The organism is Serratia sp. LTN-2 (genome assembly GCF_059740205.1).
On record NZ_JCAXDO010000009.1, the window covers coordinates 218,915 to 230,779 of the forward strand.

Below are 11,865 nucleotides of genomic sequence, written 5' to 3' on the forward strand. Positions count from 1 at the left end.
GGCGGCGGCTTGCAATTCATCGACAAAAAACGAAAATGAATTCCATCATACGGAAAAAGGAATATCACCCATGGCCACCCCTGCTCCCGCCAAACGCGGCAAGAAGCCCCGCGCAGCAGCCCCGGCCGCCAGTGCGGCGACCGGCCAGGTACAATCGTTGACCCGTGGCCTGAAGCTGTTGGAATACATTTCGGAAGCCCAGGGCAACGTGGCGCTGACCGATCTGGCCCAGCAGGCCGGCCTGCCGAACTCCACCACTCACCGTCTGCTCACCACCATGCAGCAGCAGGGATTCGTGCGCCAGGTCGGCGATCTCGGTCTGTGGACCATCGGCTCGCACGCTTTTGTGGTCGGCAGCAGCTTTCTGCAAAGCCGCAACCTGCTGGCGATGGTGCATCCGACGCTGCGCCGACTGATGGAAGAGTCGGGTGAAACGGTCAACCTGGCGGTGCTGGATACCAGCGAGTACCAGGCGATCATCATCGATCAGGTACAGTGTACGGCGCTGATGCGCATGTCGGCGCCGATCGGCGGCAAACTGCCGATGCACGCCTCCGGCGCCGGCAAAGCCTTCCTCGCCACCCTGCCGGACGATCAGGTGACCAAGCTGCTGCACAAGAAAGGCATGCACACCTACACGCCGCACACCCTGACGCCGCACAACCTGAAAGAGGGACTGGCGCAGATCCGCAAGCAGGGCTTTTCCTTTGACGACGAAGAGCACGCGCTCGGCCTGCGTTGCGTGGCGGCCTGCATCTTTGACGAGCACCGCGAAGCCTTCGCCGCCATTTCTATCTCCGGCCCGGTATCGCGCATCACCGACGATCGCGTGATCGAGCTGGGCGCGCTGGTGATCCACGCAGCGAAAGAGATCAGCCTGGCCTACGGCGGCGTACGCTAATCCAGCCCATCCGCGGGGCGCCGCAGTGCGCCTCCGCTCCCCTTCCTTGCTCTGTTGTCAGCATGTAAATGGCTGTTGGTATCCTGTTTAGCCCACAGGAAAAAAGCTTGAAGCCGATCACAGTTAACGATCCTCACGGCGAAAGCCCATTGCAACCGCTCAAACTTCCTTCGACAATGTTACCGATAACATGTTACCGGTAACAATCAAACTGAACGAAGGTAACGTCACCCGGTGTTTTGGAGCCAAGCCATGACCAACAATCAAAATCGCATTTACGTCGTTATGGGCGTTTCCGGCAGCGGCAAGTCCGCCGTCGCCGCCGCCGCGGCCCGCCAACTCTCCGCCGGCTTCCTCGACGGCGACTTCCTGCATCCGCGCAGCAATATCCTGAAGATGGCCGCCGGCGAAGCGTTGAACGACGACGATCGCGCCCCGTGGCTGGCCGCGCTCAACGACGCCGCCTTCGCCATGCAGCGCACCAACAGCGTGTCGATCATCGTCTGCTCGGCGCTGAAAAAGCAGTATCGCGACCGCCTGCGCGCCGGCAACGGCAACCTGTCGTTCATCTATCTGCACGGCGAGTTCCCGGTGATCGAATCCCGTCTGGCGGCACGTAACGGCCACTTCTTCAAGCCGCAGATGCTGGTCACCCAGTTCGCCGCACTCGAGCAGCCGGGCGCCGACGAAAACGACGTGATGGCGATCGACATCAATCAGCCGCTGGACGCGGTGATCGCCGATACCGTGCGCCATATCCAGAGCTTCCTGCCACAGGACGTGTGCGCGTGAGTACCCTGACGCTGGTCGGTACCGCAGTCGGCTCGGTTTTACTGCTGTTATTCCTGGTGATGAAGGCGCGCATGCACGCCTTCGTCGCGCTGATGCTGGTGTCCATCGCCGCCGGCATTTTCTCCGGCATGCCGCTGGACCATATCGCCGACACCATGCAAAAAGGCATGGGCGACACGCTGGGCTTCCTGGCGATCGTGGTGGCGCTGGGGGCGATGTTCGGCAAGATCCTGCATGAGGTCGGCGCGCTCGATCAAATTGCGGCGCAATTGCTGAAACGATTCGGACAAAGCAAGGCGCACTATGCGCTCGGTATCGCCGGCCTGATCTGCGCGCTGCCGCTGTTCTTCGACGTGGCGGTGGTGCTGTTGATCGGCATCGTGTTCGCCGTGGCGCGCCGCACCGACGGCAATATCGTCAAGCTGGCGATCCCGCTGTTCGCCGGCGTGGCCGCCGCCGCCTCCTTCCTGCTGCCGGGACCGGTGCCGATGCTGCTGGCTTCGCAGATGAAGGCCGACTTCGGCTGGATGATCGCCATCGGCCTGGTGGCGGCGGTGATCGGCATGCTGATCGCCGGCCCGCTGTACGGCAGCTTTATCAGCCGCTTCGTCAACTGGCCAATGCCGCCGGAAGAGAATGAGCCGACGCTGACCAAGGGCAATCTGCCGTCGTTCGGCTTCAGCCTGGCGCTGGTGCTGTGCCCGCTGGTGCTGGTCGGCATGAAAACCATTGGCGCGCGGCTGGTCACTCCGGGTTCACAGCTGCAGCAGTGGCTGGAGTTTATCGGCCACCCGTTCACCGCCATCCTGCTGGCCTGCCTGATCGTGATTTACGGCCTGGCGAAGCCACGCGGCATGAGCAACGAACAGACGCTGGCCATCTGCTCCGCCGCGGTGCAACCGGCCGGGATCATCTTGCTGATGACCGGCGCCGGCGGGGTGTTCAAACAGATCCTGGTGGATTCCGGCGTCGGGCCGGCGTTGGGTGACGCCATGATCGGCGCCGGCCTGCCGATCGCCGTGGCCGCCTTTGCGCTCTCCGCCATGGTTCGGGTGATCCAGGGCTCGGCCACCGTCGCCTGCCTGACCACCGTAGGCCTGGTGCTGCCGGTCACCAGCCAGCTCGGGCTGAACGGCGGGCAACTGGCCGCGCTGGCTATCTGCATCGCCGGCGGCTCCATCGTGCTGAGCCACGTCAACGACGCCGGTTTCTGGCTGTTCGGCAAATTCACCGGCGCCAACGAACTGCAAACGCTGAAAACCTGGACGGTAATGGAAACGATTCTGGGCAGCGTCGGCGGCGCCATCGGCATGATTGCATTCACGATGTTTTAACGCCCAAATCGCCCCCGGCCTTGCACACCAGGGCTGCAAATCACCACCGGGGGCACCGCCACAGGCGGCGACTATAACAACAGCAATGTGAGGAAGGCATGATTAACCCAACCTTGTCCCGTGTCACACAGCGCATCATCCACCGTTCCGAGGCCAGCCGCGCCGCCTATCTGGCGCGCATCGAGGCGGCCCGCTCCCAAACCGTCCACCGCGCGCAGCTGGCCTGCGGCAACCTGGCCCACGGCTTCGCCGCCTGTCAGCCCGATGACAAGACGGCGCTGAAAAACATGGTGCGCAGCGATATCGCCATCATCACCGCCTACAACGACATGCTGTCGGCCCACCAGCCCTACGAACACTACCCAGAGCGGCTGAAGCAGGCGCTGAAGACGGTGGGTGCCGTGGGCCAGGTGGCCGGCGGCGTGCCGGCGATGTGCGACGGCGTGACCCAGGGGCAGGACGGTATGGAGCTGTCGCTGATGAGCCGTGACGTGATCGCCATGTCGGCCGCCGTCGGCCTGTCGCACAACATGTTCGACGGCGCGCTGTTCCTCGGTATTTGCGACAAGATCGTGCCGGGGTTGGTGATGGCCGCCCTCTCCTTCGGCCACCTGCCCGCGCTGTTCGTGCCGGCCGGCCCGATGAGCAGCGGTTTGCCGAACAAGGAAAAGGTGCGCGTGCGCCAGCTGTACGCCGAGGGCAAGGCCGACCGCCTGGCGTTGCTGGAAGCCGAGGCCGCCTCTTATCACGGTATCGGCACCTGCACCTTCTACGGCACCGCCAACACCAATCAGATGGTGATGGAAGTGATGGGTCTGCATCTGCCAGGCGCTTCCTTCGTGCATCCGGACACGCCGCTGCGCGACGCGCTGAACGACGCCGCCGCGCGCCAGGTGACCCGGCTGACCAACACCGCCGGCAACTACCTGCCGATCGGCCGCCTGGTGGACGAGAAAGTGGTGGTGAACGGCATCGTCTCGCTGCTGGCCACCGGCGGCTCCACCAACCTGACCATGCATCTGGTGGCGATGGCGCGGGCGGCGGGCATCATCATCACCTGGGACGATTTCTCCGAGCTGTCGGAAGCGGTGCCGCTGCTGTGCCGCATCTACCCGAACGGCCCGGCCGACATCAACCAGTTCCAGGCCGCCGGCGGCGTGCCGCTGGTGGTGCGCGAGCTGCTGCAACACGGCCTGCTGCACGAAGAGGTGCACACCGTGGCCGGTTTCGGCCTGCGCCGCTACACCCAGGAACCCTGGCTGGATAATGGCCAGCTGGCGTGGCGCGAAGGCGTGGCCGGCTCGCTCGACGCCAAGGTAATCGCCAGCGTCGCTCAGCCATTCGAACATCACGGCGGCACCAAGGTGATGGCCGGCAATCTGGGCCGTGCGGTGATGAAAACCTCGGCGGTGCCCGCCGACAACCAGATCATCGAAGCGCCGGCGGTGGTGTTCGACAGCCAGCACGACATCGTGCCGGCGTTCGAAGCCGGCAAGCTGGATCGCGATTGCGTGGTGGTGGTGCGCTTCCAGGGGCCGCAGGCCAACGGCATGCCCGAACTGCACAAACTGATGCCGCCGCTGGGCGTGCTGATGGATCGCGGCTTCAAAGTGGCGCTGGTGACCGACGGTCGCCTGTCCGGCGCCTCCGGCAAGGTACCTTCCGCCATCCACGTCACTCCGGAAGCCTATACCGGCGGCCTGCTGGCGAAAGTGCGCGACGGCGATCCGATCCGCGTCAACGGCCGCAGCGGCGAGCTGCAGGTGCTGGTCGACGCCGAGGAGCTGGCCCGGCGCACGCCTTGCCAACCCGATCTGAGCGCGGAACACATCGGCTGCGGCCGCGAGCTGTTCGCCGCGCTGCGCAGCCAGCTGTCCGGCGCCGAACAGGGTGCCTGCTGCATCAAATTTTAATCGATAGCCTGGCCGCATCGCCGCCTGGCGGCGGCCACAGAGGAGAGCGTCATCATGAACAAGTGGAAAACAAGCGCCGAACAGATCCTGACGGCGGGGCCGGTGGTGCCGGTCATCGTTATCAACAAGCTGGAACATGCGGTACCGTTGGCGAAAGCGCTGGTCGCCGGCGGCGTGCGGGTGCTGGAGGTGACGCTGCGCACCGCCTGCGCCATGGACGCCATTCGCGCCATCGCCCAAGAGGTGCCGGAAGCGATCATCGGTGCCGGTACGGTGATTAATCCGCAGCAGCTGCGTGAAGTGACCGAGGCCGGCGCCCAGTTCGCCATCAGCCCGGGACTGACCGACGAGTTGCTGAAAGCGGCCACCGCCGGTTCAATCCCGTTGATTCCAGGCATCAGCTCCGTTTCCGAACTGATGCAGGGCATGGATTACGGCCTGCGCGAGTTTAAATTCTTCCCGGCGGAAGCCAACGGCGGTGTAAAAGCGCTGCAGGCGATCGGCGGCCCGTTCCCGCAGGTGCGCTTCTGCCCGACCGGCGGTATCTCGCCGGACAACTACCGCAGTTACCTGGCGCTGAAAAGCGTGCTGTGCATCGGCGGCTCCTGGCTGGTGCCGGCGGACGCGCTGGAAAGCGGCGACTACGCGCGCATCACCGAACTGGCGCGCGCCGCCGTGGCGGGCGCCCAGGCCTGATTTACATCGCAGCGGTGGCGGCCGGCAGCGCCGCCCCGCTGCGCTGGCTGAACCGCTGTTTCTTGCGGTAAGCGAACACATCCTCCACGTGCCCCTCGCGGATACGCTGCTGCAACCCGCGCCAATACTCCGCGGTAAACAGATCGCTGTGCAGCTCTTCAAACACCTGCCGGATGCGCCGATCGCCGCACAGGAAATGGCGGAACTCCTCCGGAAATACGTCGTTGGGCGCGATGCTGTACCACGGCTCGCTGGCCAGCTCATCCTCCGGATAGCGCGGCGGCGGAATGTCGCGGAAGTTGACCTCGGTCATGTAGCAAATCTCGTCGTAGTCGTAGAACACCACTCGCCCGTGGCGCGTCACGCCGAAATTCTTGAACAGCATGTCGCCGGGGAAGATATTGGCGGCGGCCAGCTGCTTGATGGCGTTGCCGTACTCTTCGATCGCATCGCGCATCTGCTGATCGTTGGCCTGCTCCAGATACAGGTTCAGCGGCGTCATGCGGCGTTCCATATACAGATGTTTGATCACGATGCGATCGCCGAGATCTTCCAGCTTGCCCGGCACTTCGCGCCGCAGCTCTTCCAGCAGTTCCGGGCTGAGGCGCGCCTTGTCGACGACAAAATTCTCGTACTCCTGGGTATCCGCCATGCGCCCGACGCGATCGTGCTCTTTCACCAGCTGATAGCAAGCCATCACCTGCGCCTGCGTCACCTCTTTTTGCGGGGCGAATTCGTCTTTGATCACTTTGAACACCCGATCGAAGGACGGCAGAGTGAACACCAGCATCACCATGCCCTTCACCCCCGGCGCGATGATGAACTGCTCCTGCGACTGCGCCATAAAGGTCAGGTATTCGCGATAGCATTCGGTTTTGCCGTGCTTCTGGCAGCCGATCGCCATGTACAGCTCGGCGGTGGTCTTGCCCGGCAGGATCTCGCGCAGCCATTCCAACATCGCCGCCGGCAGCGGCGCGTAGACCATAAAATAAGAGCGGGCGAAGCCGAAAACGATGCTGGCCTCCGCCTTGCCGGTCAGGCAGGCGTCGATAAACAGCGCGCCCGATTCGCTGTGGTGGATCGGCAACAGGAACGGGTAAACGCCGTCGACCAGGCGCAGCTTGCCAACCAGCCAGGCGGCCTTGTTGCGGTAAAACAGTTCGTTGGCGATCTGAAAGGTCGCGCCCGCCAGCTGCTGTGCGCTGAAGGTGCGTTGCAGCGCTTGCGTGATATAGCGGATATCGCGCGTCAAATCCTCCCACGGCAGCCGCAGCGGCAGATCGCTCAGCAGGCTGCGCAGCATCGCCAGCAGATCGCCATGGGGAGTGAAATCGCGCGCCAGCGGACGCGGAATGTCGCGAAAGCGCCGTTCCGGCTGCGAACTGAACACGAACAGCTTGTCCGGCGTCAGATCGCGATGCTTGAACAGCCGGCAGTAGACCGAGTTAAAAAAGCTTTCGGCTATCTCGAAACGCGGATAGTCCGGCAGCAGATCGATATAGACCGCTTTGACCCGGCTGGGGAAGTCGGCGTCGAAGTATTTCTGCCCGGTGATGCATTTGAGCTGCTCCACCACCAGGCCGACATGATGGTCGTACAGATGGATGCGCTTTTTCATCGCCTGCTGTACCGCCGGCCAGTCCGCCTGCTCGAAGCGCTGCTGCGCGCCGGCGGTCACCTCCAGAAAGCGGCCATACTGCGCATCGAAGCCTTGCAGGATCGTCTGTGCGATCAACAACTCCAGTTTTGCCGCCATCCTTACCCCCGCCAGAAAAAGGAGCCTGCGCATGCAGGCTCCGGGTGAAACGTCTTCAAGCTTGCCGCGTCAGAACTGCTGTTCTTCCGTCGAACCGGTCAGTGCGGTCACCGAAGAGGCGCCGCCCTGAATGATGGTGGTGACCTTGTCGAAGTAGCCGGTGCCCACCTCTTGCTGGTGCGAGGCAAAGGTGTAGCCGCGATCCACTGCGGCGAACTCCGCCTGCTGCACCTTCTCGACGTAGTGTTTCATCCCTTCGCCCTGCGCATAGGCGTGCGCCAGATCGAACATGTTGAACCACATGCTGTGGATGCCCGCCAGCGTGATGAACTGATACTTGTAGCCCATGTCCGACAGCGCCTGCTGGAAGCGGGCGATGGTCTGGTCGTCGAGGTTCTTCTTCCAGTTGAACGACGGCGAGCAGTTGTAGGCCAGCAACTTGCCCGGGTATTTGGCGTGGATGGCGTCGGCGAAGCGCTGGGCAGCATCCAGATCCGGCGTCGAGGTTTCGCACCACACCATATCGGCGTAAGGGGCATAAGCCAGGCCGCGGCTGATCGCCTGCTCGACGCCGGCATGGGTGCGGAAGAAACCTTCCGCCGTGCGCTCGCCGGTGACGAAGGCGCTGTCATACGGATCGCAGTCAGAGGTCAGCAGGTCGGCCGCGTCGGCGTCGGTGCGGGCGATCACCAGCGTCGGCACGCCGAGCACGTCAGCCGCCAGGCGTGCGGCAACCAGCTTCTGGATCGCTTCTTGCGTCGGCACCAGCACTTTGCCGCCCATATGGCCGCATTTCTTCACCGCCGCCAGCTGATCTTCAAAGTGTACCCCGGCAGCACCGGCGGTGATCATCGCTTTCATCAGCTCAAAGGCGTTCAACACGCCGCCGAAGCCGGCTTCAGCATCGGCGACGATCGGCAGGAAATAGTCGGTGTAGCCTTTGCTGCCCGGTTCAATCCGGTTCGCCCATTGGATCTGATCGGCGCGGCGGAAGGTGTTGTTGATGCGCTCGACCACCTTTGGCACCGAGTCCACCGGATACAACGACTGGTCTGGATACATCGCCGCCGCACTGTTGGCGTCCGCCGCCACCTGCCAACCGGACAGGTAGATGGCCTCGACGCCGGCTTTGGCCTGCTGCAGCGCCTGGCCGCCGGTCAGCGCGCCCAGGCAGTTCACGTAGCCTTTACGCGCCTTGCCGTTCAGCAAGGACCACAGTTTAGCGGCGCCGTTTTGCGCCAGGGTGCATTCCGGGTTGACCGAACCGCGCAGGTTGATCACGTCTTCGGCGCTATAAGGGCGGGTAATGCCTTCCCAACGGGCCGATTTCCATTCCTGTTCCAGCTGCTGGATCTGTTGAGAGCGAGAGGTAGACATAATTTTTATCCTTTCAGTCATGTAGGGTTGATTGGGAAAATTCAGGCCAGCAGCGCATAGCCGGGCAGCGTCAGGAAATCGATTAATTCATCTTGCGTGGTGATGCGCTCCATCAGGCGCGCCGCCTCTTCGAACCGGCCGGCGTTAAAGCGTGCCTCCCCCACTTCTTCACGCACCACCAACATCTCTTCTTGCAACATCTGGCGGAACAGCGCCTTGGTCACCGGACGCCCATCATTCAGGCTCTTCTCGTGGTGGATCCACTGCCAGATAGAGGTACGGGAGATCTCCGCCGTCGCGGCATCTTCCATCAACCCATAGATCGGCACGCAGCCGTTGCCGGAGATCCAGGCTTCGATGTACTGCACCGCCACGCGAATGTTGGCACGCATTCCCGCTTCCGTGCGTTCGCCGTCACAAGGTTCCAGCAGCTGCGCGGCGCTGATCGGCGCATCCTGCTCACGCAGCACGTCCAGCTGGTTTTGGCGATCGCCCAATGCCTTGTCGAACACCTCCATCACCGTGTCCGCCAGCCCCGGGTGTGCCACCCAGGTGCCGTCGTGGCCGTTATTGGCCTCCAGCTCTTTGTCCGCCCGTACCTTGTTCAGCACCCAGGCGTTTTTCTCGGCGTCTTTGCTCGGGATAAACGCCGCCATGCCGCCCATGGCGAACGCACCGCGCTTATGACAGGTTTTGATCAACAGACGCGAATAGGCGCTGAGGAAGGGTTTCTCCATGGTCACCGACTGACGATCCGGCAGCACGCGATCGCCGTGATTTTTCAGCGTCTTGATGTAGCTGAAGATGTAATCCCAGCGGCCGCAGTTCAGGCCAACGATGTGATCGCGCAGGTGATAGAGGATCTCGTCCATCTGGAACACCGCCGGCAGGGTTTCGATCAGCACCGTCGCCTTGATGGTGCCGCGCGGCAGATCGAAACGATCCTCGGTAAAGCTGAAGACATCGCTCCACCAGGCTGCTTCTTCCCAGGACTGGGTTTTCGGCAGATAGAAATACGGGCCGCTGCCCTTGGCCAACAGCTGGCGATAGTTGTGGTAGAAGTACAGCGCGAAATCGAACAGGCCGCCTGGGATGGCCTCGTCGCGCCACAGCACGTGCTTCTCCGGCAAATGCAGGCCGCGCACGCGAGCGATCAACACCGCCGGGTTCGGTTTCAGCTGGTAAATCTTGCCGGCTTCATTGGTGTAGGAAATGGTGCCGTTAACCGCATCGTGCAGGTTGATTTGACCGTCGATGACTTTGTCCCAGCTTGGCGCCAGCGAGTCTTCAAAGTCCGCCATAAATACTTTTACGTTGGCGTTCAGCGCATTGATCACCATTTTGCGCTCGACCGGCCCGGTGATCTCAACCCGGCGATCGCGCAGGTCTTGCGGAATGCCGCGGATCTGCCAGTCGCCCCCACGAATGGAATTGGTTTCCGAAATAAAGCCAGGCAATTCGCCGCGATCGATATTTTGCTGCCAGCGGACACGCGCCGCCAGCAGCTCATTGCGCCGCGGTGTGAATTTCGCCACCAGTTCCGCCAGGAACTCAACCGCTTCATCTGTCAACACCTGGCGCTCCGCAGCGGCGAAACCCTGCGTAAACCTTAACTCCGTGCCTGCTATCTGTTGCGTCATGACCTTGCTCCTTCCCATCGTCGCGCCTGAGCGACCGGCGCATTTTCATCAGAAATCACTGTGGATCAGGGCGGATGAAACGATCCTAAACTGGTCAGATCTCATCCCGATAGCTCTAAGAATACTCAACAAAAAATAAAAATCAAAAACCATTTCCATTTTATTATTAAATATTTTATTAACACTTTATTATCAATTAGTTATGAAAAATAACAACAACACCAAGTAAGGAAATCGGTTCCAATAGGCATGCAGGAACATGATAACGCCTTGTCGAACAAGGTATTTCAGGAAGAGATGGGGGAGAAAAAGAGGATCGAACGAGGGATCGTCAACGCAGCGGCCTCGATTCAGCCGCCGGCAGGCAGAAAAATTCAGTCGAGCGTCGGGTTCATATGGCGCAGATCGTAAGGCGTAATCTGGTAGACGTAATAGTTGAGCCAGTTGGAAAACAGCAGGTGGCCATGGCTGCGCCAGGTGGCTTTCGGTGTCAGTGCAGGGTTGTCATCGGGAAAGTAGTTGAGCGGAACGGTGGGATCGAGGCCGGCATCGTTGTCGCGACAATACTCCCCGGCCAGAGTCAGGGCATCATATTCCGGATGGCCGGTGACAAACGCCAGGCGCTTATCTCTGCTGGCGAACAGATAGGCGCCGGCCTGCTCGGATTCGGCCAGGATATCCAGATCGGTATACTGGCGAATCACCTCGGTCGGGAAATCGGCATAGCGTGAGTGCGGCGCCAGGAAGCTTTCGTCGAAGCCGCGCGTCAGCAATGCATGTTGCTGCAGCGTTTGGTGCGGATAAACGCCAGAGAGCTTCACCTCGCGCGTCATCTTGGGAATACCGTACAGGATGTTCAACGCCGCTTGTACCGCCCAGCACACGAACAGCGTGGAGGTGACGTGGTTCTTGGCCCAGTCGATCACCCGTTCGATCTGCGGCCAGTAGGCGACATCGCAGAAGTCGACCAGCCCCAGCGGCGCACCGGTGACGATCAAACCATCGAAGTTCTCATTCTGGATGTCCTCAAAGTCGCAGTAGAAATTGTTCAGATGCTCAGCCGGCGTGTTCTTCGACTCGCGGCTATCGATACGCAGCAGCTGGATATCAATCTGCAGCGGCGAGTTGGAGAGCAGGCGCAGAAACTGGTTTTCCGTTTCGATCTTCTTTGGCATCAGATTGAGGATCAGCACTTTCAATGGCCTGATTTCCTGTGTTTTTGCCCGTGAGGATGTCATTACGAAGACATTCTCATCACGCAAGAAGCTGACCGCAGGTAACTCATCAGGAACACGAATCGGCATTGCTTAATCCTCACACATCCATTTATACGTTTAGACTTCTAGATGCCCGAAGATAGCGTTTTTTTCGGTCGATGTCGAGCATTCAGCGGAAAGGTGAAAATGTTTCATTGCGCGGCCTGCGCCAGGATATGAGCAGAGGGAGTAAAGCGGAT

9 protein-coding genes are annotated in these 11,865 nt (G+C 61.4%); 5 read left to right on the forward strand and 4 right to left on the reverse strand.

Annotated features, from left to right (window positions below; genetic code table 11):
- The first annotated feature begins 70 nt into the window (after window positions 1-70).
- The 5 genes from iclR (at window position 71) to AC6BYQ_RS18150 (ending at window position 5,636) form a co-directional block, all read left to right on the forward strand.
- Complete coding sequence (gene iclR / locus AC6BYQ_RS18130; RefSeq protein ID WP_004936648.1) at window positions 71-901, forward strand: glyoxylate bypass operon transcriptional repressor IclR; 831 nt, start codon at window positions 71-73, stop codon at window positions 899-901.
- 252 nt (window positions 902-1,153) lie between these two features.
- Window positions 1,154-1,693: a gluconokinase gene (gene gntK, locus AC6BYQ_RS18135; protein ID WP_015379252.1), complete on the forward strand. Its 540-nt coding sequence runs from the start codon at window positions 1,154-1,156 to the stop codon at window positions 1,691-1,693.
- Window positions 1,690-3,027: a gluconate transporter gene (gntU, locus tag AC6BYQ_RS18140; protein ID WP_025160143.1), complete on the forward strand. Its 1,338-nt coding sequence runs from the start codon at window positions 1,690-1,692 to the stop codon at window positions 3,025-3,027. The genes gntK and gntU overlap by 4 nt, the downstream gene beginning before the upstream one ends.
- Before the next feature lie 98 nt (window positions 3,028-3,125).
- Entirely contained in the window at window positions 3,126-4,940 is a 1,815-nt protein-coding gene (edd, locus tag AC6BYQ_RS18145; RefSeq protein ID WP_498057307.1) for a phosphogluconate dehydratase, read from the forward strand.
- Between the two features lie 54 nt (window positions 4,941-4,994).
- Window positions 4,995-5,636: a bifunctional 4-hydroxy-2-oxoglutarate aldolase/2-dehydro-3-deoxy-phosphogluconate aldolase gene (locus AC6BYQ_RS18150; RefSeq protein ID WP_498057308.1), complete on the forward strand. Its 642-nt coding sequence runs from the start codon at window positions 4,995-4,997 to the stop codon at window positions 5,634-5,636.
- Between the two features lies 1 nt (window position 5,637).
- On the opposite strand, the gene aceK is transcribed toward AC6BYQ_RS18150, so the two are convergent.
- From aceK to metA, 4 genes are all read right to left on the reverse strand, one after another.
- Window positions 5,638-7,392: a bifunctional isocitrate dehydrogenase kinase/phosphatase gene (gene aceK / locus AC6BYQ_RS18155; RefSeq protein ID WP_498057309.1), complete on the reverse strand. Its 1,755-nt coding sequence runs from the start codon at window positions 7,390-7,392 to the stop codon at window positions 5,638-5,640.
- A gap of 69 nt (window positions 7,393-7,461) precedes the next feature.
- Window positions 7,462-8,769: an isocitrate lyase gene (aceA, locus tag AC6BYQ_RS18160; protein WP_019453253.1), complete on the reverse strand. Its 1,308-nt coding sequence runs from the start codon at window positions 8,767-8,769 to the stop codon at window positions 7,462-7,464.
- A 41-nt stretch (window positions 8,770-8,810) separates the two neighbouring features.
- Complete coding sequence (gene aceB / locus AC6BYQ_RS18165; RefSeq protein ID WP_498057310.1) at window positions 8,811-10,409, reverse strand: malate synthase A; 1,599 nt, start codon at window positions 10,407-10,409, stop codon at window positions 8,811-8,813.
- A gap of 374 nt (window positions 10,410-10,783) precedes the next feature.
- Window positions 10,784-11,713 (reverse strand): homoserine O-acetyltransferase MetA, encoded by a 930-nt coding sequence (gene metA / locus AC6BYQ_RS18170; RefSeq protein ID WP_025160144.1) that lies wholly within the window; start codon window positions 11,711-11,713, stop codon window positions 10,784-10,786.
- Window positions 11,714-11,865 lie beyond the last annotated feature (152 nt).

What these genes read in the sequence shown, in the direction of transcription:
- iclR (WP_004936648.1), top strand. Translation starts at nt 71, where the DNA reads ATGGCCACCCCTGCTCCCGCCAAACGCGGCAAGAAGCCCCGCGCAGCA.
- gntK (WP_015379252.1), top strand. Translation starts at nt 1,154, where the DNA reads ATGACCAACAATCAAAATCGCATTTACGTCGTTATGGGCGTTTCCGGC.
- edd (WP_498057307.1), top strand. Translation starts at nt 3,126, where the DNA reads ATGATTAACCCAACCTTGTCCCGTGTCACACAGCGCATCATCCACCGT.
- AC6BYQ_RS18150 (WP_498057308.1), top strand. Translation starts at nt 4,995, where the DNA reads ATGAACAAGTGGAAAACAAGCGCCGAACAGATCCTGACGGCGGGGCCG.
- aceK (WP_498057309.1), bottom strand. Translation starts at nt 7,392, where the DNA reads ATGGCGGCAAAACTGGAGTTGTTGATCGCACAGACGATCCTGCAAGGC.
- aceA (WP_019453253.1), bottom strand. Translation starts at nt 8,769, where the DNA reads ATGTCTACCTCTCGCTCTCAACAGATCCAGCAGCTGGAACAGGAATGG.
- aceB (WP_498057310.1), bottom strand. Translation starts at nt 10,409, where the DNA reads ATGACGCAACAGATAGCAGGCACGGAGTTAAGGTTTACGCAGGGTTTC.
- metA (WP_025160144.1), bottom strand. Translation starts at nt 11,713, where the DNA reads ATGCCGATTCGTGTTCCTGATGAGTTACCTGCGGTCAGCTTCTTGCGT.